General features: G+C 72.6%; 24 protein-coding genes. 17 read left to right on the forward strand and 7 right to left on the reverse strand.

The genetic code is table 11. The features are described from left to right. Positions 1–96: 96 nt before the first annotated feature. The 3 genes from GXP71_RS00505 to GXP71_RS00515 all read left to right on the forward strand — a co-directional run bounded on the left by GXP71_RS00505 (position 97) and on the right by GXP71_RS00515 (position 3,024). On the forward strand, positions 97–1,362 hold the full coding sequence (locus tag GXP71_RS00505) for a site-specific DNA-methyltransferase (protein WP_238402529.1): 1,266 nt from the start codon (positions 97–99) through the stop codon (positions 1,360–1,362). Then, positions 1,362–2,228, forward strand: a complete 867-nt coding sequence (locus GXP71_RS00510) for a DNA methylase (RefSeq protein WP_162351051.1) — start codon at positions 1,362–1,364, stop codon at positions 2,226–2,228. The genes GXP71_RS00505 and GXP71_RS00510 overlap by 1 nt, the downstream gene beginning before the upstream one ends. A gap of 193 nt (positions 2,229–2,421) precedes the next feature. Next, positions 2,422–3,024, forward strand: coding sequence for a hypothetical protein (locus GXP71_RS00515; RefSeq protein WP_162351052.1), 603 nt, complete (start codon positions 2,422–2,424; stop codon positions 3,022–3,024). A 279-nt stretch (positions 3,025–3,303) separates the two neighbouring features. Here the strand turns inward: GXP71_RS00515 and GXP71_RS00520 are convergent, their stop codons facing one another. Together GXP71_RS00520 and GXP71_RS00525 are read right to left on the reverse strand one after the other, a co-directional pair. Then, positions 3,304–3,885 carry a hypothetical protein gene (locus tag GXP71_RS00520; protein ID WP_162351053.1) on the reverse strand — a complete coding sequence of 194 codons (582 nt, stop codon included), beginning with the start codon at positions 3,883–3,885 and terminating at the stop codon, positions 3,304–3,306. A gap of 15 nt (positions 3,886–3,900) precedes the next feature. Continuing rightward, complete coding sequence (locus GXP71_RS00525) at positions 3,901–5,703, reverse strand: IS481 family transposase (RefSeq protein WP_238402776.1); 1,803 nt, start codon at positions 5,701–5,703, stop codon at positions 3,901–3,903. A 612-nt stretch (positions 5,704–6,315) separates the two neighbouring features. On the opposite strand from GXP71_RS00525, the gene GXP71_RS00530 reads away from it, so the two are divergent. Together GXP71_RS00530 and GXP71_RS00535 are read left to right on the forward strand one after the other, a co-directional pair. Further along, positions 6,316–6,657 (forward strand): PadR family transcriptional regulator, encoded by a 342-nt coding sequence (locus GXP71_RS00530; RefSeq protein ID WP_162351055.1) that lies wholly within the window; start codon positions 6,316–6,318, stop codon positions 6,655–6,657. Next, positions 6,654–7,106, forward strand: coding sequence for a hypothetical protein (locus tag GXP71_RS00535; protein ID WP_162351056.1), 453 nt, complete (start codon positions 6,654–6,656; stop codon positions 7,104–7,106). Before GXP71_RS00530 ends, GXP71_RS00535 begins: the two co-directional genes overlap by 4 nt. A gap of 88 nt (positions 7,107–7,194) precedes the next feature. On the opposite strand, the gene GXP71_RS00540 is transcribed toward GXP71_RS00535, so the two are convergent. Both GXP71_RS00540 and GXP71_RS00545 read right to left on the reverse strand, forming a co-directional pair. Continuing rightward, entirely contained in the window at positions 7,195–7,641 is a 447-nt protein-coding gene (locus GXP71_RS00540; RefSeq protein ID WP_162351057.1) for a hypothetical protein, read from the reverse strand. Then, complete coding sequence (locus GXP71_RS00545; RefSeq protein ID WP_202924303.1) at positions 7,638–8,192, reverse strand: RNA polymerase sigma factor; 555 nt, start codon at positions 8,190–8,192, stop codon at positions 7,638–7,640. The genes GXP71_RS00540 and GXP71_RS00545 overlap by 4 nt, the downstream gene beginning before the upstream one ends. 153 nt (positions 8,193–8,345) lie before the next feature. Between GXP71_RS00545 and GXP71_RS00550 the strand changes: the two genes are divergently transcribed. Genes GXP71_RS00550 through GXP71_RS00575 form a run of 6 tightly spaced genes read left to right on the forward strand, consistent with a single transcriptional unit; the run spans position 8,346 to position 10,919 of the window. Next, positions 8,346–8,804, forward strand: a complete 459-nt coding sequence (locus GXP71_RS00550; protein WP_162351059.1) for an Asp23/Gls24 family envelope stress response protein — start codon at positions 8,346–8,348, stop codon at positions 8,802–8,804. After that, positions 8,801–9,181, forward strand: a complete 381-nt coding sequence (locus tag GXP71_RS00555) for an Asp23/Gls24 family envelope stress response protein (RefSeq protein ID WP_238402531.1) — start codon at positions 8,801–8,803, stop codon at positions 9,179–9,181. Before GXP71_RS00550 ends, GXP71_RS00555 begins: the two co-directional genes overlap by 4 nt. A 2-nt stretch (positions 9,182–9,183) precedes the next feature. Beyond that, positions 9,184–9,363 (forward strand): DUF2273 domain-containing protein, encoded by a 180-nt coding sequence (locus GXP71_RS00560; protein WP_162351060.1) that lies wholly within the window; start codon positions 9,184–9,186, stop codon positions 9,361–9,363. After that, positions 9,356–9,724 (forward strand): Asp23/Gls24 family envelope stress response protein, encoded by a 369-nt coding sequence (locus GXP71_RS00565; RefSeq protein WP_162351061.1) that lies wholly within the window; start codon positions 9,356–9,358, stop codon positions 9,722–9,724. Before GXP71_RS00560 ends, GXP71_RS00565 begins: the two co-directional genes overlap by 8 nt. After that, the gene (locus tag GXP71_RS00570) at positions 9,721–10,344 is read left to right on the forward strand and encodes a DUF6286 domain-containing protein (protein ID WP_162351062.1); all 624 of its coding nucleotides are present in this window, start codon (positions 9,721–9,723) and stop codon (positions 10,342–10,344) included. Before GXP71_RS00565 ends, GXP71_RS00570 begins: the two co-directional genes overlap by 4 nt. Next, positions 10,341–10,919, forward strand: a complete 579-nt coding sequence (locus GXP71_RS00575; RefSeq protein WP_162351063.1) for a hypothetical protein — start codon at positions 10,341–10,343, stop codon at positions 10,917–10,919. Before GXP71_RS00570 ends, GXP71_RS00575 begins: the two co-directional genes overlap by 4 nt. A 162-nt stretch (positions 10,920–11,081) precedes the next feature. Here the strand turns inward: GXP71_RS00575 and GXP71_RS00580 are convergent, their stop codons facing one another. Next, positions 11,082–11,357 carry a GlsB/YeaQ/YmgE family stress response membrane protein gene (locus GXP71_RS00580; RefSeq protein WP_162351064.1) on the reverse strand — a complete coding sequence of 92 codons (276 nt, stop codon included), beginning with the start codon at positions 11,355–11,357 and terminating at the stop codon, positions 11,082–11,084. A 188-nt stretch (positions 11,358–11,545) separates the two neighbouring features. Between GXP71_RS00580 and GXP71_RS00585 the strand changes: the two genes are divergently transcribed. Further along, on the forward strand, positions 11,546–12,529 hold the full coding sequence (locus GXP71_RS00585; RefSeq protein ID WP_370520958.1) for a bile acid:sodium symporter family protein: 984 nt from the start codon (positions 11,546–11,548) through the stop codon (positions 12,527–12,529). Between the two features lie 49 nt (positions 12,530–12,578). After that, positions 12,579–14,057 carry a family 20 glycosylhydrolase gene (locus GXP71_RS00590; protein WP_162351065.1) on the forward strand — a complete coding sequence of 493 codons (1,479 nt, stop codon included), beginning with the start codon at positions 12,579–12,581 and terminating at the stop codon, positions 14,055–14,057. A gap of 48 nt (positions 14,058–14,105) precedes the next feature. Here the strand turns inward: GXP71_RS00590 and GXP71_RS00595 are convergent, their stop codons facing one another. Continuing rightward, entirely contained in the window at positions 14,106–16,097 is a 1,992-nt protein-coding gene (locus tag GXP71_RS00595; protein WP_238402533.1) for a dolichyl-phosphate-mannose--protein mannosyltransferase, read from the reverse strand. Between the two features lie 84 nt (positions 16,098–16,181). Between GXP71_RS00595 and rsmI the strand changes: the two genes are divergently transcribed. The 3 genes from rsmI (at position 16,182) to GXP71_RS00610 (ending at position 19,574) form a co-directional block, all read left to right on the forward strand. Continuing rightward, positions 16,182–17,090 carry a 16S rRNA (cytidine(1402)-2'-O)-methyltransferase gene (gene rsmI / locus GXP71_RS00600; RefSeq protein ID WP_370520959.1) on the forward strand — a complete coding sequence of 303 codons (909 nt, stop codon included), beginning with the start codon at positions 16,182–16,184 and terminating at the stop codon, positions 17,088–17,090. Between the two features lie 155 nt (positions 17,091–17,245). Next, positions 17,246–19,012, forward strand: coding sequence for an ABC transporter ATP-binding protein (locus tag GXP71_RS00605; protein ID WP_162351066.1), 1,767 nt, complete (start codon positions 17,246–17,248; stop codon positions 19,010–19,012). Positions 19,013–19,139: 127 nt separating this feature from the next. Then, positions 19,140–19,574 (forward strand): MarR family winged helix-turn-helix transcriptional regulator, encoded by a 435-nt coding sequence (locus GXP71_RS00610; RefSeq protein ID WP_162351067.1) that lies wholly within the window; start codon positions 19,140–19,142, stop codon positions 19,572–19,574. 46 nt (positions 19,575–19,620) lie between these two features. On the opposite strand, the gene GXP71_RS00615 is transcribed toward GXP71_RS00610, so the two are convergent. Beyond that, positions 19,621–20,211, reverse strand: a complete 591-nt coding sequence (locus GXP71_RS00615) for an isochorismatase family protein (protein WP_162351068.1) — start codon at positions 20,209–20,211, stop codon at positions 19,621–19,623. Between the two features lie 197 nt (positions 20,212–20,408). On the opposite strand from GXP71_RS00615, the gene GXP71_RS00620 reads away from it, so the two are divergent. Beyond that, positions 20,409–21,548 carry a sorbosone dehydrogenase family protein gene (locus GXP71_RS00620; RefSeq protein WP_238402534.1) on the forward strand — a complete coding sequence of 380 codons (1,140 nt, stop codon included), beginning with the start codon at positions 20,409–20,411 and terminating at the stop codon, positions 21,546–21,548. The last annotated feature ends 175 nt before the right edge of the window (positions 21,549–21,723 follow it).

The following is a 21,723-nucleotide window of genomic DNA, read 5'->3' on the forward strand; positions in this document are numbered from 1 at the left end:
GTGCGCCAACGCGCTGTCGGGCGTGTGACGTAGGTTCGTGCCATACCGCGCGTCGACCAACCGCTGACGACAGCGAGCAAGCACACCGGAGGACGAGTGACCCAGGCTCTATTGCCGTTCGAAGCACCACCGCGGCGAGGGGGCAACACGACCACGTTCGTCGACAATATGCGGCTGCCGGTACACCGCTGGTTCCGTTACAGCGCAGGTTTCTCGGCCCAGTGGGCACGCGCCGTTCTCGCAGATTCCGGCGCCCGTCGCGTACTCGACCCGTTTGGCGGTTCCGGCACTACGGTGATCGCTGCCGAGCAGTCCAGCGTGTCCGGAATGGGTGTCGACGTCCACCCGTTTGTCTCGCGTATCGCCAAGGCCAAGCTCGCATGGCGCGCCGATCCTGACATCCTCCTCGAGCGCGCGCGCGCCGTGACGCTCGAGGTACAGCGTGCGCGTCGAGTGGAGGGGCCGTCGTCACCTTTGATTGCCAAGTGCTTTCCTGACACGGCTGCTCTTGAAGAGTTGCTGCGCGTTCGGGACGCGGTCGAGACCCTGCGGGCCGGAGACGCCTACGACGAGCTCTTGTGGCTCGCATTCGTCAGCATCATCCGTGCTTGCTCTCCAGCAGGCACAGCGCAGTGGCAGTACGTCCTGCCGAACAAGACCAAGAGTCGTGTGTTGGAGCCACGGGCCGCGTTTGAGTCTCGCGTGCGACTGTTTGCGGATGACATGTGGGCCATGCAGGACCACCTGGCTGCACCGGGGGGCCAGGTTTTCGAAGCCGACGCCCGGACGTTGGACGGCGTCAGTGATGGATGGGCTGATCTCATCTTGACGTCGCCGCCCTACGCCAACAACTTCGACTACGCGGACGCCACGCGCCTCGAGCAGTCGTTCCTCGGCGAAATCAACGGTTGGGGTGACCTCGGGCCACTTCGGAAGATGCTTTTAAAGTCCGCCACGCAGCACATGGGTCGGTGGGATCCCGCAGAGGCTTTGGATTCGCCGCTTGTCGAGCCGATCCGGCAGGAACTCTTCGAGGTTTACAGCAGACTTGCGGACGTCAAACGCGCCAAGGCAGGCAACAAGGCGTACGACCTGATGATCGCCGGCTACTTTTTCGACTCGGCCCAGGTTTGGCACGCGCTTCGGCGCGCGAGCGCCCCTGGTGTGAAAGTTTGCTACGTGGTCGGAGACTCCGCCCCATACGGGGTCCATGTGCCCGTCGAACGTTGGCTCGGAGACCTAGCGGTCGCGGCCGGCTTCAAGACATGGAACTTTGAGAAAGTGCGTGACCGCAACACGAAGTGGAAGAACCGTAAGCACGATCACCCCCTTCATGAGGGCCGACTCTGGATCGAGGGCTGATGGCTACGGCGCCGGGGCACTTGCTGGGGCAGATCATCGGAAACGTGATGGAAGAAGCGTTGCGGCCGGTGCTGCAAGACATGGCCAGTCGACATGACCTCTACCTGGACAGCAAGGGGCCGCGACCGGGGGTGCGCCCAGGCGCGAAGGTGAGTTGGGAGGACGACCTCGGCAACACGCACGACCTCGACTTCGTGCTGGAGCGTGGTGGTGACGCGTCGAAGGCGGGGAACCCTGCCGCCTTTGTCGAGGCCGCCTGGAGGCGCTACACCAAGCACTCGAAGGCCAAGGCGCAGGAGATCCAGGGCGCGGTGCTGCCGGTACTCGCGAAGTGGAACAACGTTAAGCCGACGCCAGCAGCCGTGGTCGCGGGCCTGTGGTCGGCACCGTCATTACAGCAACTGCGGTCGAGCGGGTTTGTCGTCCTTCACCTTGAGTTCGCCACTACGGTGGAGGTGTTTCGCTCGGCCGGTATTGATATTCAAGGACTCGGCGAGGACACTCCGGACTCCTTCTGGCGCACGCAATGCGACGCGTACGCCAATCTGAGCGCTACCCAGAAGAGCCACCTCGCTAACGCGCTCGGTGCTGCACACGCCGGCGAGCTGCAGACGTTCGTGTCAGAGTTGGAGCGTCGCGTCGTGCGCACAATTGATCACGTAGTTGTTACGCCCCTACACGGTAGCGGGTCCCGGTTTATGTTGGTCGCAGACGCGATTGCGGCCGTGAAGGGGTACTCGTGCGGTGTTGAGGCGGCGCCGTTCGTTCGTTTCGAGATCCGCATTACGTACACGAACGCTGACGTCATCCAGGCAACGTTCGGCTCGCCGGCCGACGCTGTCGACTTCCTAGACACTTTCGTGTGACGCGGTGAGCTAGACGTTTTGAACCTTTCCCTCGGTCGTTGCGCCAGTTGTGCCGAGTTTGCCGGTCGACTCTCCCCTGTGTCCGGTCGGACGGCAGAACATCTCGGCCACGGTGGCCCGCCGTCGCACCTGCCCAACAAGCGATATGGTCAGGGGTATGCGCATGACTGCTCCTGGTGCTTTCGAACCTAGCGTGGCATTTGACGGCTGGGTCGGTGCGATCCTCGGTGCGCTCGCCTCGATCGTGGTTGCGGTATTTGTCCTCCGGCGAACGCTTCGCCACGACCGCGACCAGTTTGAGCGGCAGTTGGATGAAGAGCGCGGCAGATTTGCTGAGCAACTCGAGCGGGAGCGCTCGCTGGGACTTGAGCAACGGCGCATGGAAGCGTTTGCGGACTTCTTGGCCGAACTGACCGAGTATCGGATGTACCCGTTCAACTGGGAGGTTCGCCGCGACCTAGAGCGCCGGGTTCGCATGTCGGTTCAGCGGTGGGCGATGTTCGTGGCTCCGCCGGATGTGGCCTTCCTCAGCAGGGTTGAGCGGAGCGCCGAAGCCGTCATCCGAAGTGCTCAGGATCATCTGCACGAGCAGGCGGAGCGCGGCGGTTGGTTCGACGACGACGGGGAGGAAATCGAGCCAACCGCCGTCGGGGACGGCGTCACTACGGGCTACGTCGACGGCATCGTGTCGTGGGGCCGGACTTGGCACGTGGATCCTGAGCGTCGGGCCGCTGCCGACGAGTGGTTCAAGACGAGCTTCCCCGAGTCCAGGCACCCCCGTCGCGTACGGCCGTGAAGACGCCCCCCTCCACCGGACCATCGGCGTGAGGCCAGGGTGGACCGTCCACCACAGCGTCGCGACTCGCCACCCTTGTTGCGGAGATCTGGCTCTAGTCCGGGCCTTGAGAAGGCCTCCGGACGCGCACTCACTGACACGGGCCGGCCCCGCTCGCTGTCCTGACTCAGGACCCTCTTGACGCTTCCGTCTCACGACCGGCTTGACAGATCGCCTAGGAAACGGAGGGTTCAGCGGTGCGCGGCCCCTGTGTCTCGATGCTAGGCCGCGCGTGATGCGTCAGGTCAGCGTGAAGGGGTCGGCGGGGTAGCCGAACCGGAGCATGACGTCCGTGGTGAAGGCGATGACAATCTCGTCGTCGGGGATGGCGGGCGTGTCGTCTTGTTGCGGGATGCCGGCGATGAACCAGACCGGGCCGGCGGCGAAGTCGAGCCGGAGCGCGACCGGCACTGAGACCGTCCGCGCGGGCTCGACGATGCGGCCGTAGCCGTTCCTGCCCGGTCCGAGCTCGATCTGTTCCCAGTGGGTCGTGGCGGCGGTGATCGGTTGGCCGGTGCGTGCCCGCCATTCGGGGTGGTCGGTGACCGACCAGTTCTCCGGTCCGTATTCGTCCTGGCGAAGGAATGAGGTCATCGGGTCGGGGAAGACCTCGACGCCATGCGGGTAGAACGTGTTGGTCCACAGCACCGACACCGGCCCCGTGCTGGTCGTGAGCCCGACGCCCATGACGGCGTGATGCCAGTCCCCGTGGTCCCACTCTCGTGGTTCGCCGTAGAGGTGGATGTCCCAGTACTCGACGGCCTCGATCCGTAGTCCGACCAGGGCGGCCGTCTTCCGGTCGTAGTCTTCCCGCGCGCTCACCCGGTGAACGATGCCCTAAGCCGTGCGCGGCCGTTGCCCCTTAATGCTGCGCACGGCGTGTTCGTTGGTTCGGCGCACGACGGTGGTGTCTCCGTCGGGCAAGTCGATCGCCAAGGTCTCCTGCGCGGCGTGGACGGTCACCGTCGCGCCGGCATTGATCCGCCCAAGGGGCACCTTCTGCCCGGCCACGACGATGACGCCGGTGGCCGAGGCGCGCCGTTGCACCGTGACCGGCTCGATCGCGGGGCGGGGTCGTTCGCCGGCGGGCACGGCCTGCTGGAGCGCGTACTGCTCACCGCGGGCCAGGGGGTTCGGCCTGGTCCGCAGGATGATCCTGGTGGCCGGGTCGAAGAAGATCAGCGGCGCGTCGTCCTCGATCCTCACCCCCACCCTGCGGCCCGCCAACGTCTCGGACACCGTGCACGTCTTGTTGCCCAGCGAGATGTTCCCACTGCGGTTGACGGTCCGGTGGATCTCGACCGCGCCGTCCCGGGGCCGGGCACGGGTGGACGCAGGCGGGTCTCCGGCCGGCCACGCGCCGCGGGCGGCCAGGACGTCCAGGTCGTTGACGCTCAGGCGGGACCGCACCGACTTGATCCGCTGGGCCCCGATGGACACGTGCACCCACTCGCAGTCCGCCCAGATCCGCGCGGTCTGCCCCGCCCGGTCCGGGCCGATCCAGACCTGCTGATGAGTCACGGTCATGTTCCCCGAGGCCGGCACGATCTTCTCGAGCTCGACCGCCGCCCCGGAACCCGCACCGCGCGCGGGTCGATCCCCGAGAGCTGCGGCGGCCTCGGGCGAGGCATCCGCGGCCGCGGTGGGCGCGAGCTCGAGGGAAGGCGGCACCCACAGCGGCAGCGCGACCTCCGCCTTCGTCGTCGTGAACCGGTCCGCGGGCATCACGGGCGCGTTCGGGTCCAACCCCTGGTGGGGACGCTCGGTGTTGTAGTGCGCGACCCACGCATCGACCGCGTCCTGCGCCTCGGCCAACGAGGTGAACGGGCCCAGCTCGCCGATCTCGGGCCGGAACGTGCCGTGAAACCTCTCCACTTTCCCGTTCTGGCTCGGAGAGGCGGGCGCGGTGAGCCGGTGCGTGATCGCGTTGTTCCGGCAGATCTTGTCGAACAACACCTCACCGCCCCGGGCGAACCGGGCGGTGAACTGCTTGCCGTTGTCCGTGATGACCTCCTCCGGCACCCCGTGCTCCGCCAACGCGCGGGCGAACGCCAGGCAGACCGCTCGGCCGGTCGCGTGCTCGACGACGGCGGCCATCACGCAGAACCGTGAGTGGTCGTCGACCCCGGTGACGATCTTCGCCTCGCGCAGTTCTCCGGTGACGGTCACGAGCTCGATCCCGCCGACGATGTCGATGCCCCACAACTGCATCGGCCCGGGCCGCTCGAACCGCTGGAACGACGACCGCGGCCGCTTCCGTGGGCGCGCCTTGACCAGCCCATGCCGCAGCAAGATCCGGTTGATCGTCGCCACCGCCGGCACCGCGGGCACCGCCGGTCCCTCACCGGGCCGCCAGGGCGGGTCGTCCCCGCGCAGCAGCTCCAACCGGATCCGCCGCGCACCCCAACGCGGATGCTCCCGCCGCAGCTCCACCACCACGACCTCGACCTCGCGCGAAGACCTGGCCGGACTCACTCGCGGGCGTGTGGGCCGGTCCGCGAGCCCGGCGACTCCACCGGACAGATACCGGGCCACCCACGTATGGACCGACTGCCGAGAGACCCCCACCCCCCGGGCCACCTCCGTCACGGGCACCCCGCTCAGCACCGCCCGGACCGCGTCCAACCTGCGCTCGACCACCGACAACGCAACCAGTGCCAATCCCGGCCTCCGCTCCGACGACGCCCGCGAACATCGTCGAGGAGGAGCCCGTCATCACGGCAGCTGTCAAGCACGTCCTGAGACAGAGGTGTCAAGCAGGTCCCGAGACAGGACAGCCGGCCCCGCTCGCGTTGTGTGAGAACTTTCCTTACTGACTCAAGCGCGCGGCTCCGCCGCGCGAGCCGGCCTCCCGGGCGGGGCCCCGCGCTCCACTCGCTTCGCTCGCTGCGCGCACCCCACCCGTCCAGCCGGCCACATGACGAAGAGCGGGTCCGGGCCTTCCCGGAACCGCCCTCTGCGTACCCCCCGCGTACCCCCGAGCTGCGACTCGTGGGCTCCCGACGCACGTCATGCAACCGTCGCACGCAGGCTGCGGACCCTGGCTCAGGCCTCCAATCCGTTCGCAATGAGAAGGTCAGGGGTTCGAATCCCCTCAGCTCCACCGCACGACGAAGGCCGGACCCACCAGGGTCCGGCCTTCGTCGTTCTCCGACCGCGTTCGGCGGGACCGCACCCGTCGTGGCTCGGCGGTCAGCGCCTGGACCGCCACCCGGTTGCGTGCGATGCATGCAACCGCCTACCGTGTACTGCATGGAACCAACGCCGGCGTCGGTCCTGACGCAGCTGCGCAAGGGCACGGTCGACTTCTGCGTCCTCGCCTGCCTGCGCTCCGGGCCCGCGTACGGGTTGGAGATCGCCGACCGTCTCCGACAGGACAAGGTGCTGTTCGACAGCGACGGCACCCTCTACCCGCTGCTGTCGCGGCTGCGTCAGCAGGGGTGGGTCACGACGACGCTGGAACCGTCTCCGGTCGGCCCGCCGCGCCGGTACTACCGCCTCACGGAGTCCGGGGAGTCCGCCCTGAAGGTCTTCATCGAGACCTGGGGGCGCTTCGCCGCCGACGTCACGACCACCATCGAGGAGCACTCATGACCACGACCCGACTGCCCGCGCGCCTCGAGGCCTATCTCGCCGACCTGGATCGCGCACTGGTGGGCACGGACGCGCGCGAGCGCGCCGAGACGATCCAGGCGATGCGCGAGCACGCTGCGGAGGTGCTCGCGCGGGACGGCGACTCGGACGCGACCGTCCAGCGGGTCATCGCCGAGCTCGGGCCCGTCGAGCAGATCGCGGCGAGCACCACGCCCGCCCCACCCTCTCCGGCACCTGTGGCGTGGGCGGACGTCTGGCTGCTGGTGTGCGCGGTCGCCAGCCTCGCGCTCTTCGTCTTCCCCCTTGTCGCGGTCGCGGCGCTCGTCTGGGCGATCGTGCGGCTCCGGGGGAGCGCGGGCAGCAGGGCGCTCCAGAAGGCGGCGCTGGTCGTGTCGGTCGCGTCCGTCGTGCTCGCCACCGGGCTGCTGGTCTCGCACTGGGTGAGCTGACCTGCCCGCGAGCCGGTGGGCGAGGCACGCCCCTCGGCGTCGGCGCTCCCGTCGATCCGGAGCGCGGCTCACCGTCCGGGATGCCGTGTCACAGGGTCCGAGGGTCGTCCGTGACGTCGTGGACCGAGACGTCGACGTGCACGCGCGCCACCGGCGGCGTGTCGAGGCCGAGGGTGGCGGCGACGGCGTCGGCCGCCCGCGCGCGGATGCGCGTCGCGAGGGGCACCAAGGGCGTGCCGTACAGCGCGACGACCTCGACGGTGAGCCGGTCGAGCGCGTCGTCCGCGGTGGTCGTGCAGGTGATCCGCAGCGCTGCGGCGTCGGCGAGGCCGTCGAGGGCGGCGCGGACCTGCGCGACGAGCACGGTGCTGGTGACCCACAGCTCACCGTCGACGGAGCTGCCGCGGACGGGCGCGGCGGGGCGGAAGGCGCGGACGGCGGCGGCGACGACGTCGTCGCGCAGCCCGACCCAGCCCGCGTCGGTGTGCTGACGCAGCGCTCGGGTCGCCTGGTCGAGAACCTGCTCGCCGTTCACCGCCACTCCTCCATCCGCTTGACCAGGTGCGCGCGAGCGCGGTGGAGCTGACCTCGCACGGTACTCGCGCTCGTCCCCGAGATCTGGGCGATCTCCTCGTAGCTCAGTCCTTCGACCTCGCGCAGGAGCCACGCGGACCGGGGTCCTGCGGGCAGCTCGCGGAGCGCCGCGTGGAGCGCGCCCAGCAGGTCGGAGCGTTCGAGAGACCGCTGCGGGTCGGCCACGCGCAGGTCGACCCTCTCGTCCGGGCTGAACGGGAGCGGGAGCGCGCCGCGTGCCCGGCGGCGCTGGAGCGAGCGGACCTTGTGCGCGGTGATCGAGAACAGCCAGGTGCGCAGGGACGACCGGCCCTCGAACTGCGGCAGGGACGTCCACGCGGCGGCGAACGCCTCCTGCACGCAGTCCTCGGTGTCCGCGGGGCTGTCGAGCATCCGCCGCGCGTAGCGGTAGAGGGCCGGGCCGTGCCGGTCCACGATCGCCCGGAACGCGGCGTGGTCGTGCAGCGCCGCACGCCGGGCCAGCACCGCGTCGGGCGTCCCCTCGTCGTCCACTCCTCGCACACTCCCGTGGTGACGCGGGCCGCGCATCCGGAACGGATCTTCCCGACGCGCGTGACGAATCCGGCGCAGCGGCGACCAACTGTGCGTCACCGTCGCGGCACCGCCGGCTCCGGCCCGCCGTGGCACCCGTCGAGAGAGGCCACCATGACCGAGTCCTCCGCCAAGACCGTCACCACCTCGCCGGTCGCGTCCCGCCAGAGCGCGCTCGTCACGCCCGAGGGGACCACCACGATCGCCGACACCGTGGTGAGCAAGATCGCCGGCATCGCCGCGAGCGAGGTGTCCGGCGTGCACGCGCTCGGCGGCGGGGCCGCCCGGGCGATGGGCACGCTCCGCGAGCGCATCCCCGGGGCCCGCACCAACCACTCGCAGGGTGTCTCGGTCGAGGTCGGCGAGACCGAGGCGGCGGTCGACCTCGACCTCGTCGCAGAGTACGGGGTCTCCATCACCGACCTCGCGAACGGCATCCGCCGGAACGTCATCAGCGCCGTCGAGCGGATGACAGGTCTGCACGTCGTCGAGGTCAACGTCGCGGTGAACGACGTGCACCTGCCGCAGGACGACCCGCAGCCTGCGCCGCCGCAGGAGCAGCGGGTCCAGTGAGCGACCTGACCACGCCCGGCCGCGGGCACCCGGTCGACGAGCAGGTCCGACCGGGCGACCCGGGTCGCGTCCTCGCCGACGTCCCCGAGCCTGGCTCGCTCGCCGAGGTCGTCGGGGCCGTGGTGCTCGCCGTCCCGGGCGTCGTGCGCCTGCACGGCGGGCCGTTCGGCGGGCTCGGCACGTACCTGCCCGGCCGTCGCGTGACGGGCGTGCGGATCGACGAGAGCGGCACCGAGGTGCACGTCGTCGTCTCGGCGACGCAGCCCGTCGCCGACACTGCCGCCCGGGTGCAGCGGGCCGTGTCCGCCGTCGCACCCATGCCCGTGCGGGTGCACGTCGACGACCTCGACGACCCTGCCGACCCGACCGAGGAGTGACCATGTCATCTGCTGCCATCGGCCTGTTCGCCGGCCTCCTGCTCGCGCTGGTCGCCGCCGTCGGGGGCTTCGCGATGTTCCTGCTGGCCCTCGTGCTGGGCGGCGTCGGCGTCGCCGTCGGGCTCGCCGTGGACGGGCGCCTCGACGTGACGGGTGCGCTGACGGGCCGACGCCGTGGCTGAGCCGGACGCCGGCGCGCGCGGCTCGCTGACCATCGCCGACCGGGCCCTGACGGCGATCACGCGGCAGGTGGCCCTCGAGGTGCCCGGCGTCGCGTCGGAGGAGCACGCAGGCGCGGTCGAGCGCACGCTGGGTCGCGGGTTCCCGCGCGTCTTCTGGCACCGTGCGGGCGACCACGCGGCCGTCGAGGTGGAGATCGCCCTCGAGTGGCCCGCGTCGGCCGCGCGCGTCACGACCGCGGTGCAGGACGCCGTGGCGCGCGAGCTCGCGCGGCAGGCCGGTCAGAAGGTCGGGCGGGTCGACGTCCGGGTGCGCGACGTCGTGCGGAACGCGGCGGCGCGGCCGAGGGCGAGGGTGCGATGACGCAGACCGGGACGCCGACGCCGACGCGGTCGCAGACGCCGCCGTCGGGGTTCGCGCCCGCTCGGGACGCGAGCCGCACCGCCCGTGCGGGCGTGCTCGGCATCGTGCTGGCGGTGCTCGTCGTCGCCCTCGGTGTCCTGTGCGTGCGCGAGGCGCTCGTGGCGGACGGCCGCGTCGACGGCACGCCGTGGCTCGTGCCCGCGGCGGACGCGCTCGACGGCCTGGCGCCGTCGGTCGCCGTCGCGGTGATCGGCGCCGTCGTGGCCCTGCTCGGGTTGTGGCTCGTCCTGCAGGCGTTCGGACGGCGCCGGCGGACGAGGCTCCCGGTCTCCACCGCGGGGGCTGCTGCGGCGACCTCGACCGGCGTGACGATCGGGGTGGTCGACGCGGCGCGGCTCGCCCGGATGGCGGCGCTCGACGTCGACGACGTGCTCGCGGCGCACGCCACAGCCACCCGGCGGACCGTGACGGTCACCGTGACGGTGCCTCCGGGCGCGCAGGTGACCGGGCCGGTGCAGGCGGCTGTGGCGCGCCAGCTCGCGCCGCTGTCCGCGCCCCCGTCCGTCAAGGTCGTGAGCAGGGTCAGCGACGAGCTGCGCAGCGGAGGGACGGGTTCATGAAGCGCTCCGTCCTCGCGGTCGACCGCGTCCTGCTGCTGCTCCTCGGCGTGGTCCTCGTCGTGGCGGGTGTCGCCGCGGTCGGCTGGCAGATCGGGTTCCTGACGGCGGTGTGGCCGTCGGCGCCGGACCGGCTCGCGGTGGACACGGAGCCGGTGACGGAGGCGTCGAGCTATCCGCTGCTGCTGGCGCTCGCCGGCGTGGCCCTGGTGGCTCTCGGCCTGTGGTGGCTCCTCGCGCACCTGCCACGCAGGTCGGTCGGCCCGCTGCGTCTGCCCGCAGGCGACCGGGCCGGGCGCCTGACCGTCGATCCCGGACCCGCCGTCGCGGTCGCCGCCGAGGTGCTGTCCGAGGCACCCGACGTGCGGTCGGCGCGCGGCTCGGTGCTGCGCGACCGCGGCGAGCTCGTCGTGCGGCTGCGGACGACGGTCGACCCCGCGGCCGACCTCCCCGCCGTCGTGGCGGCCTGCGACGGCGTCCTCGAGGAGCTCGCCCAGGTCCTGCCGTCCGAACGGCTCCGCTCCCGGGTCGAGATCAGCGTCCTCCGCGAGCCGGCGGCCGCACCGCGCGTGCAGTAGCCGTCGTCCGGGGTGCGCACGTGTCGGCGGTGGGCACGGCCGCAGGAGCGGCCCGACAGCCGCAGGCCCCGGACGGCCGAAGGGCCCGGACCGAGATGACGGTCCAGGCCCTTCGAGGCTGGTGCGGTGGTGCTGTCGCGCGCCGGGGCGGGCGCGGCTCCGTCAGAGGATGCTGCGACGGCGGCGGCCGCTGCCCGCCACTGCGGCGACACCGATCGCGGCGAGGCCGATCTGCAGGAACAGCTCGATCCAGTCGACGCCACCGGTGTCCCGGACACCGATGAGCGTGGCGAGCCAGGTGCCGACGAGGGCGGCCACGATCCCGACGACGATCGTCAGGAGGATCGAGATGCGCTGCCGGCCGCGCACGAGCAGGCGGCCGAGGATGCCGACGATCGCACCGATGATGATCGCGCTGATGATGCCTTCGGGGGTCATGTACAGCTCCTTGACATATCGGGGTTCATTCCGGTAGCCGGAAAACTAGAGCCGATCGGGTGAGAGCGCGCGGCGAGCGGACCCAGGGCGACGCACGTCACCCGGCAGAGTGGTCCAAAACGGGACAGAAGGGTGCATCCGGGTGCCCCGATGCGCTCGCATCCTGGACGCGCGGGCATGATGGGCCGGTGCCACGCCCCGACCGTCCCCGCCTCGTCCAGACGTTGCGGGGGTGGGTCGACCCGCTCGTCGTGATGATCGTCGCGGTCCTCCTGCTCGGGCTCCTCGTCCCCGCCCAGGGGGCGTTCGCCGACGTGCTCGGCACCGTCCGGACGTGCGCGATCGTGCTGCTGTTCTTCCTCTACGGCGCACGCATGCCGACGCGCGAGGTGCTCGACGGCCTGCGCAACTGGCGCCTGCAGGGCTCGATGCTCGCGGCCACCTACGTCCTGCTCCCCGTGCTCGGCCTGCTCGTCCAGCTGCTGCCCGACGCGGTCCTCGCCCCCGACCTGCGCCGCGGCGTGCTCTACCTGACGCTGCTGCCGTCGACCGTCCAGTCGTCCGTGGTGTTCACGTCCGTGGCACGCGGCAACGTCGCCGCCGCGATCACGGGTGCGACGATCTCCAACGTCTCGGGCATCGTCCTGACGCCGCTCATGGTCGGCGTGCTCATGACCGCGACCGGCGGCGCCCACGGCGGGTCGCTCACCGGCATCCTCCTGCAGCTCCTGCTGCCCTTCGCCGTCGGTCAGGTCGTGCAGCCGTGGATCGGCGGCTGGGTGCGCCGGCACGCGCGGCTCACGCGGTTCACCGACCGCGGCACGATCCTGCTCGTCGCCTACACGTCCGTCAGCCAGGCGTCCGTGTCGGGCGCGTGGGACGACGTGACCGCCGTCGCGCTGCTCGTCCTCGTGGTCGTGTGCGCACTCGTCCTGGGGGGCGTGCTCGCGGCGTCGTGGTGGGGCGGCGCACGCCTCGGGCTCGACCGGGCCGACCGCGCCGCGCTCCTCATGGTCGGCTCGACCAAGTCGCTCGCGACCGGTCTGCCCATGGCGGCGGTGCTGTTCACGCCCGTCGTCGCGGCGGGTGTCGCGCTGCCCGTCATCGTCTTCCACCAGCTGCAGCTCGCGACGTGCGCCGTGATCGCCCGCCGCATCGCCCGCGTCCAGTAGCGTGCCCCCGGCGCCCGTCCCCGGCGCCCGCCCCCGAGAAGGAGACCCGGTGCGGACCGTCGCCGTCATCCCCCGTCCCGTCCTGCTGGAGAGCACGGGGGAGGAGCCGTTCGTCCTGACGGCGCCGACCATCCTGGTCGTCGACAGCGCCCCCGAGCTCGTCGCCGTCGGGGTCCTCGCGGCCGACCTGCTGGGACGCCTGTCCGGGCGGCCCGTCGAGGTGCGCTACACCGAGGGCGGCGCGCGGAGCGTCGTGCGGCTCAGCGTGACCGACGACCTGCCCGCGTCCGACGAGGCGTACCGCGTCGTCGTCACCCCCGACCGGGTCGACCTGCAGGCGCGCACGCCCGCGGGGCTCGTGCGGGCCGTCGTGACGCTGCGGCAGGTCATCCAGGACACGGGCGACGGCCGGCTCACCATCGCGCCCGTCCGGATCGAGGACCACCCCCGCTACGCGTGGCGCGGCCTGTCGCTCGACGTCGCCCGGCACTTCTTCACCGTCGACGACGTGAAGTCCGTCATCGGGCTGCTCGCGCACTACAAGCTCAACGTCCTCCACCTGCACCTGACCGACGACCAGGGCTGGCGCGTCCACCTGCCGTCGCGCCCGCACCTCACGCGCGTCTCGGCGTCGACGTCCGTCGGCGGCGGACCGGGCGGCTTCTACAGCCCCGCGCAGCTCGCCGAGATCACCGACTACGCCGCGTCGCGCGGCATCCGCGTGGTCCCCGAGATCGACGTGCCCGGCCACGTCAACGCGGCGACGCACGCGTACGGCGAGCTCACGCCCAGCGGCGAGCCGACCGACGAGTACACCGGCATCGAGGTCGGGTTCAGCCGCCTGCACGACGACCTGCCCGCGACCCACGGGTTCCTGCGCGACGTGTTCACCGACCTCGCGGCCATGACGCCCGGCGAGTACGTGCACATCGGCGGCGACGAGGTCCTCACGATGGACCACGACGAGTACGCGCGCCTCGTCGGCTTCGTGTCGTCGGTCGTGCGCGACGCCGGCAAGAAGGTCGTCGGGTGGCAGGAGATCGCGTCGACGCCGCTCGAGCCCGGCACGGTCGTGCAGTACTGGGACATCAACGCCGACCCCGCGCCGTTCGTCGCCGCGGCGCAGGCCGGTGCCCGGGTGCTCATGTCGCCCGCGTCGAAGGCGTACCTCGACATGAAGTACGACGCGGGCACGCAGCTCGGCCTCGAGTGGGCCGGGCACGTCGAGCTGCGCGACTCCTACGAGTGGGAGCCGTCGACGCTCATCGCGGGCATCCCCGCCGAGGCCGTCGTCGGCGTCGAGGCCGCCGTCTTCTCGGAGACCCTGACGAACCTCACCGAGCTCACGTCGATGCTGCTGCCGCGGCTCGCCGCCGTCGCGGAGGTGGCGTGGACCGCACCCGAGCACCGCGACTGGGACGACTTCGCCGCGCGCGTCGCGCAGCACGGGGCGTTCTGGGACCACGTCGGGTTCGCCTGGTACGCGAGCCCGCAGGTCGCGTGGCCGGAAGGCCCGGCCGCGGGCTGACCTGTCGGCGTCGTCGGGCCCGGTCCCTGCGGCGTCAGACGCGCCGCGTCACACCCACTGGCTCATCCACATGTGGCTGTGCCAGAAGTCGTACGGGATCACCATGCCCGACCAGATCGGGTAGAAGAACACGCTCACCGCGACGATCAGCGCGAGCAGCACCCCCACGCACCAGATCGCGACGCGACGCTGCTTGGCGCCCAGCTCGTCCTCCGGCCCGATCACCAGCCCCAGCACGTAGGTGAGCGTGAGCACGACCCACGGCAGGAACGCGATCGAGTAGAACGTGAAGATCGTGCGGTGCGCGTACAGGAACCACGGCAACCAGCCCGCGACGATGCCCGACAGCACCGCGCCGGCGCGCCAGTCGCGGAACCGGACCAGCCACACCAGCGCCACGAGGATCGCGGCCGCGCCGCACCACCACAGCACCGGGTTGCCGAGCGCCGTGATCGCCTGCGAGCACTGGTCGGCACCGCACGCGTCGACGGCCGCCTGCCCCTGCAGACCCGACACCTCGGGCGGGTAGTACATCGACGTGGGCCGCCACTGCACGATCCAGCCGAGCGGGTGCGCTGCGTACGAGTGCGGTGTCTCGAGCCCGTTGTGGAACGCCCACATGTCCTGGTGGTACTTCCACAGCGAGCGCAGCGCGGGCGGCAGCCACTCGACGCCCTGGCCGGGGTTGAGCGCCGCCCACTGCCGGTTGTACGCGTCCGTCGACGCGAACCACGACCACCACGACCCCAGGTAGGTGACGACCCCGAGGCCGACCATCGCGACGCCCGCGACCACGCCGTCCCGCAGCACGCCCGCGCGCGCCCAGTGCCGCACCCCGACCGCGCGGCGGGCGGACAGGTCCCACGCCACCGTCATGAGCCCGAACACGGCCAGGAAGTAGATGCCCGACCACTTGGTGCCGATCGCCAGCCCGAGGAGCACCGCGGCCGCGAGGCGCCACCAGCGCCAGCCGAGCCGCGGCCCCCACCCGAGCTCGCCGCCCGCGTCGATCACGACCGCCGCGCGTTCCGCGAGCCGTCGTCGGGCCTGTTCACGGTCGATCAGCAGGGCCCCGAACGCGGCCAGCACGAAGAACGTCAGCACCGGGTCCAGCAGGCTGATGCGCGACATGACGATCGCCTCGCCGTCGACCGCGAGCAGCAGGCCCGCGACCACGCCGAGCGCGGTCGACGCGAACAGCCGCCGCGCGATGCGCGCGATCATCAGCACGGACAGCGTGCCGAGGATCGCGACCGACAACCGCCACGCCGCCGCCGAGTCCGGCCCGCCACCCAGCTGGATCCCGAGCCCGATGACCCACTTGCCGACCGGCGGGTGGACCACGTAGGACGCGACCGTGCCGAGCCCGCTCGTGTCGCCCGCCTCGAACGCCGGGTTCGGCTCCGCCGACCACTGCGCCTCGTAGCCGCGCGTGACCAGCGACCACGCGTCCTTCACGTAGTACGTCTCGTCGAAGACGAGCTTGTGCGGGCGGCCGAGCTCCCAGAACCGGGCGATGCCCGCGAGCAGCGTGACGGCGATCGGCCACAGCCAGCCGGCGAGGCGGTCGCGCGGGTTCGCGTCGAGCGCCAGCCGGTCGGCGCCGAGCAGCGTGCGCAGGAGGCGCTCGCGCGTGGGGAGCGGAGGCTCCTCCTCGGCGTGCTTGACGAGGTCGACGCGGTAGGGCTCGTCGTCCTCCCGCTCGTCGTCTCCGTCCCGCCCCCAGGCGTCCCGCTCGTCGCGGCCGTCCTGCTCGTCGTCGTCGTCCCGCTCGTCGGCGACCACGCCGGGGCCGGTGGCGGCCGCTGGGGTGCTCTCGTGCGGCGCGTCCTGCGCGGCGACCGGCGTCGGGACGCCGTCGGCCGTCGGCCCCGCCGGGGGCGGCGCAGCGCCGGTGGGCGCGCTCTCGTCGTCCCCGGCGGCGCGTTCGGTCGTCGTGACGGTGGCCGGCGTCGGGCCGGGGCGAGCCGCGGGCGCGTCGCCTGTGGGCGCGTCCGGGTGGTCCGGGAGCGCGGCGTCGTCGTCTCGCGTGGGCGGCACGTCGGTCATCGTAGGGGTGACCCCTGTGGCCGTGGCCAGGGGCGGACGAGGGGTGGACGCGCGACGGGTGGCAGGCTGTCGGGCGTGACCGGACCCGACGCACCCGACGCCGCTCCCCGCACCGTCCCGCGCGGCGACGCCCCGGCGACCGCGACCGGCGGGCGGCTCGTGCTCGCGGCGACCCCGATCGGCAACACCGACGACGCGTCGGCCCGCCTCCGGACGCTGCTGGCGGAGGCGGACGTCGTCGCGGCCGAGGACACGCGTCGGCTGCGCGCGCTCGCCGCCCGGCTCGGCGTCGAGGTGCGCGGGCGGGTCGTGAGCCACCACGAGCACAACGAGGCCGAGCGGGCCGCGGACCTGCTCGACGTCGTCGCGGGCGGGGGGACGGTCGTGGTCGTGACGGACGCGGGCATGCCCGCGGTGTCCGACCCCGGGTTCCGCGTCGTGACGGCCGCCGTCGCGGCGGGCCTGCCCGTGACCGCGGCGCCCGGCCCGAGCGCCGTGCTGACCGCCCTCGCGCTGTCCGGCCTGCCCACCGACCGGTTCTGCTTCGAGGGCTTCCTGCCGCGCAAGCCGGGGGAGCGGGCGCGTGCGCTCGCGGACCTCGCCGACGAGCGTCGGACGATGGTGTTCTTCGAGGCGCCGCACCGGCTCGACGACGTGCTCGACGCGATGGTCGAGGCGTTCGGCGCCGAGCGGGCCGCCGCGGTGTGCCGCGAGCTGACCAAGACGTACGAGGAGGTCCGGCGGGGTCCGCTCCGCGAGCTCGCGGCGTGGGCGCACGACGGTCAGGTGCGCGGCGAGATCGTCGTCGTGGTCGGCGGTGCGGACCGCCCGCAGGCGGCGTCGACGGCGGACCTGGTCGCCGAGGTGCTCGCGCGGGCCGACGCGGGCGAGCGGCTCAAGGACGCGGTGGCCGAGGTCGCGACCGTCGCGGGCGTCGCGAAGCGCGACCTGTACGCCGCGGCCCTGGCAGCCCGCTCCCGCTGAGACACCGGCGCGGCACGCGCTGACGCGGCCCGGACGTCGGTCGGCGGTCGAGACGCAGACTTCTGCGCCAGGACGCGACATCGATGTCGCGCGCTCCGGGGAAAGTCGCACGTCGTCCCGCACGATGCCGGGTCGAATCGTTACGATCTACGCTCGTGACCGCACCCCTCGAGGACACGTACGACGGCGCGCACCCCGTCCGCACGCTCGTCGGCCTCTACTCCGGCCAGCGCCGCCGCCTCGCCGCCGCCGCGCTCGCGTTCGCCGCCAAGCACTCGCCGATCTGGGTCATCCCCGTCCTCACCGCCGACGTGATCGACGTCGTCGTCGACCACCGCCCGCTGCACGACCTCTGGTGGGCGGCCGCGCTCATGCTGCTCGTCGTCGGGCAGAACCTGCCGATGCACTGGCTGTACGTCCGCGCGTTCTCGGTCGCGGTCCGCACGGTCGAGACGAACCTGCGCATGGCGCTGTCCCGCCGCCTGCAGGAGCTGTCGATCGGCTACCACCGCCGGGTCAGCGCGGGCGTGCTGCAGGCGAAGATCGTGCGCGACGTCGAGAACGTCGTGGAGAGCAGCCGGCAGGCGTTCGACTCGGGCATGTCGGCGACGACGACGCTCGTCGGCGCGGTCGTCGTCACCGCGGTGCGCGTGCCCGAGTTCCTGCCGGTGTTCGCGCTCGCGGTCCCGGCGGCCGCGGGGCTCGTGGTCGCGATGCGCCGCCGCATGACCTCGCACAACGCGGCGTTCCGTGCCGAGGTCGAGCACATGTCGGCCCGCGTCAGCGAGATGACGCACCTCGTCCCGATCACGCGTGCGCACGCCCTGGAGCGCGACGAGCTCGACCGCATGGGGGCGACGCTCGTCGGTGTGCGGGACGCGGGCATCCGCCTCGACGTGACGAACGGCTGGTTCGGCGCGCTCTCGTGGATCCTCATGCAGATGCTGTCCGTCGGCTGCCTCGTGGGCGCCGCGTGGGTCGCGTGGAACGGCATGTTCGACCTGTCCGCGGGCGACGTGACGATGCTGTCGAGCTACTTCGTGGCCCTCACGGGCGCCGTGACCGCGCTCATGACGATCGCGCCGATCGTCACCAAGGGCCTCGAGTCGGTGCGGTCGATGGGCGAGGTCCTGACCGAGCCCGACCTCGAGCGCAACGCGGGCAAGGCGACCGTCGACGACGTGCGCGGCGAGGTCGTCTTCGACGGCGTGCGGTTCGCGTACGACGACGCCCCCGACGAGCCCGCGGTCGACGGCCTCGACCTGCACGTGCGTGCGGGCGAGACGATCGCGCTCGTCGGGCCGTCAGGCTCGGGCAAGTCGACCGTGCTCAACCTCGTCATCGGCTTCCTCGCCCCGACGGGCGGGCGCCTCCTCCTCGACGGCCGCGACATGGCGACGCTCGACCTGCGCACCTACCGCCGGTTCCTCGCGGTCGTGCCGCAGGAGTCCCTGCTCTTCGAGGGGAGCGTCCGCGACAACGTCACCTACGGCAGCCCGGAGCTGTCCGACGACGCGGTGCTCGCCGCGCTGCGCGACGCGAACGCGCTGGAGTTCGTCGAGCAGATGGGCGGGCTCGACGCGGTGATCGGCGAGCGCGGCGCGCGTCTGTCAGGCGGTCAGCGGCAGCGGCTCGCGATCGCGCGCGCCCTGGTCCGTGACCCGCGGGTGCTCGTGCTCGACGAGGCCACGTCGGCGCTCGACACCGCGTCGGAACGGCTCGTGCAGGAGGCCCTCGGCCGCCTCATGGCGGGTCGGACGACGTTCGTCGTCGCGCACCGCCTGTCGACGATCCGCGGTGCCGACCGCATCGCGGTCCTGCGCGACGGGCGGCTCGTCGAGATCGGCACGCACACCGACCTCGTGTCGGCCGGCGGCGCCTACGCGGCGCTGGACGCGCAGTCCGCACCACCGGCCGCCTGACGGCACGGCCCTCGGCGCCCGACGGCGCCCGCGCCCGTACCGCCTGTCCGCAGCCGTCGCACGGTCCGAGGTGACGCGAGGCGCGACGACGGGCAGGATCGGGAGGGGACCAGGTGGGGAGGATCCGATGTCGCAGGCGCGCCCGATCGGCTACTGGGTCAAGCTCGTGGACCGGCTGCTGGAGGTCGGCCTCGACGCCGAGCTCGCCCGCGACGGCCTGACCCGCCGGCACTGGCAGGTGCTCGCAGTCGTCCAGGAGGACGGTCCGGTCGACGAGCTCGCGGTGGCGCGCGCGCTCGCGCCGTTCGACACCGCGGCCGGCGAGCCCGTGGGCACGGCCGAGCTCACGCTGCTGGTGTCGCGCCGCTGGGTCGTGCGGGACGGCGGCGGCTACGTGCTGACGGACGACGGTCGCGACCACGTCGCGGCGCTCGCCGAGCGCGTCCAGGGCTTCCGCGAGCGGATCGCCGAGGGCATCACCGCGGACGAGTACGCGACGGCGCTCGAGGTGCTCCAGCGCGTCGCGACCAACCTCGGCTGGGCCTCGCAGGACGACGACTGACTTCGCCGCCTCGGGGGTCGGTCGCCGCCCCCGTGGTCGGCCGAGGTCACAGGTCGGACGACGCCACGAGCTCCGCTCCCGCCGCCCGCATCTCCTCGCGCGCGGCCGCGCCGAGCTCGGGCGTGACGGGCGCGGTGAGGTCGGTCAGCACACGCGTCCGCAGGCCGAGCCCGACGGCGTCGATCGCGGTGGACCGCACGCAGTGCGACTCGGCGAGCCCGACGACGTCGACGTCGGTGATCCCGCCGTCGGACAGGATCTGCGCGAGCCCACGGCCCTCGCCGTCGACGCCCTCGAAGCCCGAGTACGCGGCGGCGTACTGGCCCTTCTTCACGGAGGCCTCGGGGACGATCGCGGACAGTGCGGGGTGCAGGTCGGCCTCGGCCGTCCCCGCGACGCCGTGCGGCGGCCAGGTGTCGACGTAGTCGGGCTCGTCGCTGAAGTGCGCACCCGGGTCGACGTGCCAGTCCTGCGTGGTGACGACGAGGTCGTACCGGGCGCGGTGGTCGGCGACGTAGAGCGCGATGTCGCGGGCGACCGCGTTGCCGCCCTCGACGGGCAGCGCGCCGCCCTCGCAGAAGGTGGGTTGCACGTCGACGACGACGAGCGCCCGGTGCGTCGGTTCCGCGGTGCTCATGGTGACCTCCTCGTGCGCTGACGTCCCGCGTCCAGCCTCGCACGCGGGGTGGCGGGCGGCACGGGTGCGTGCTCGTCTGGGGCATGACCTCCGCCGGGCCACGCACCCCGCACCGACGATCCCCGCACGGGTGCGACGCGCGCGACGGGCGCGACCGGCGCAACGGGCACGCACCGCTCGCGCTCGCCGTGGCCGCGGTGGTTCTCGCCGCCTCGGCCTGCACGTCGGGCGGGGATGTCGGCACCGCGGTGACGCCGACCGGCGCGCCCGGTGGCGAGGCGTCGACGTCGCCGACCGGGATGCCGGGCCCGTCGGGGCCGGCGACGGTCGAGGTCGCCGAGGTCGAGGACGTGACGACCGGGCTCGACGTGCCGTGGGGGCTCGCGTTCCTCGCCGACGGCTCGGCGCTCGTGACGCTGCGCGACGAGGCGCGCGTGGTGGTCGTGGCCCCCGACGGCGACGTCCACGAGGTGTCGGGGCCGGGCGCGGACGCGCTCGCGGACCTCGTGGCGCCGGGCGGGGAGGGCGGGTTGCTGGGGGTCGCGGTGCTCGCCGAGGACGGGGGCACCGCGGACGTCGTGCTCTACGCGACCACCGCGGACGACAACCGGGTGCTGCGGGGCACGCTCGACGGCACGACGCTCGGCGCGCTGACCCCCGTGCTCACGGGCATCCCGCGCGCGGGCAACCACGACGGAGGCCGCCTGGCGGTCGGACCGGACGGCTACCTCTACGTCACGACGGGCGACGCCGGGCAGCCCGGCCGGGCGCAGGACCCGTCGTCCCTGGGCGGCAAGATCCTGCGCGTCACGCCCGACGGTGCACCCGCGCCGGGCAACCCGGACCCGGCGTCGCCCGTGTGGAGCCTCGGGCACCGCAACGTGCAGGGGATCGGGTGGTCGTCGGACGGGCGGATGTTCGCGGCCGAGTTCGGGCAGAACACGTGGGACGAGCTCAACGTCGTCGAGCCCGGCGGCAACTACGGCTGGCCGGTCGTCGAGGGCGCGGGCGGCACGGACCAGGGGTTCGTCGACCCGGTCGCGACGTGGCCGACGAGCGACGCGTCACCGAGCGGGCTCGCGGTGACCGACGAGGGCGTCTACCTCGCCGGGCTGCGCGGCGAGCGGCTGTGGCGCCTGCCGCTGCTGCCGCCGGTCGACGGCGACGCGCGCGCCGGGCTGGGCACCCCGCAGGCGCTGCTGACCGGCGAGCACGGCCGGCTCCGCGCGGTCGCACCCGCCCCGGACGGGTCGCTCTGGGTGCTGACGAACAACACCGACGGGCGCGGCGACCCGCGCGACGGCGACGACCGGGTCCTGCGCGTCGTCGTCCGCTGAGGTCGACACGCCAGGGGCGGTCGGCGCGACACGCCGACCGATTCACCCGGTTCGCGCCACGCGGGGGGCCGCTCCCGTGGACCGGTGTGTCCGGTCAGTACCCTTTGCCGCGCCGGGACGCGTCGGACGGCCTCGCGCCGCCCGCCTCAGACCGTCCTCGGCCGACCCGGTCGGG

It is taken from the genome of Cellulomonas sp. H30R-01 (genome assembly GCF_010119915.1).
GTDB classification, from domain to species: Bacteria; Actinomycetota; Actinomycetes; order Actinomycetales; family Cellulomonadaceae; genus Cellulomonas; species Cellulomonas algicola.

What these genes read in the sequence shown, in the direction of transcription:
- GXP71_RS00510 (WP_162351051.1), top strand. Translation starts at nt 1,362, where the DNA reads ATGGCTACGGCGCCGGGGCACTTGCTGGGGCAGATCATCGGAAACGTG.
- GXP71_RS00530 (WP_162351055.1), top strand. Translation starts at nt 6,316, where the DNA reads ATGGAACCAACGCCGGCGTCGGTCCTGACGCAGCTGCGCAAGGGCACG.
- GXP71_RS00535 (WP_162351056.1), top strand. Translation starts at nt 6,654, where the DNA reads ATGACCACGACCCGACTGCCCGCGCGCCTCGAGGCCTATCTCGCCGAC.
- GXP71_RS00550 (WP_162351059.1), top strand. Translation starts at nt 8,346, where the DNA reads ATGACCGAGTCCTCCGCCAAGACCGTCACCACCTCGCCGGTCGCGTCC.
- GXP71_RS00560 (WP_162351060.1), top strand. Translation starts at nt 9,184, where the DNA reads ATGTCATCTGCTGCCATCGGCCTGTTCGCCGGCCTCCTGCTCGCGCTG.
- GXP71_RS00570 (WP_162351062.1), top strand. Translation starts at nt 9,721, where the DNA reads ATGACGCAGACCGGGACGCCGACGCCGACGCGGTCGCAGACGCCGCCG.
- GXP71_RS00575 (WP_162351063.1), top strand. Translation starts at nt 10,341, where the DNA reads ATGAAGCGCTCCGTCCTCGCGGTCGACCGCGTCCTGCTGCTGCTCCTC.
- GXP71_RS00580 (WP_162351064.1), bottom strand. Translation starts at nt 11,357, where the DNA reads ATGACCCCCGAAGGCATCATCAGCGCGATCATCATCGGTGCGATCGTC.
- GXP71_RS00610 (WP_162351067.1), top strand. Translation starts at nt 19,140, where the DNA reads ATGTCGCAGGCGCGCCCGATCGGCTACTGGGTCAAGCTCGTGGACCGG.
- GXP71_RS00615 (WP_162351068.1), bottom strand. Translation starts at nt 20,211, where the DNA reads ATGAGCACCGCGGAACCGACGCACCGGGCGCTCGTCGTCGTCGACGTG.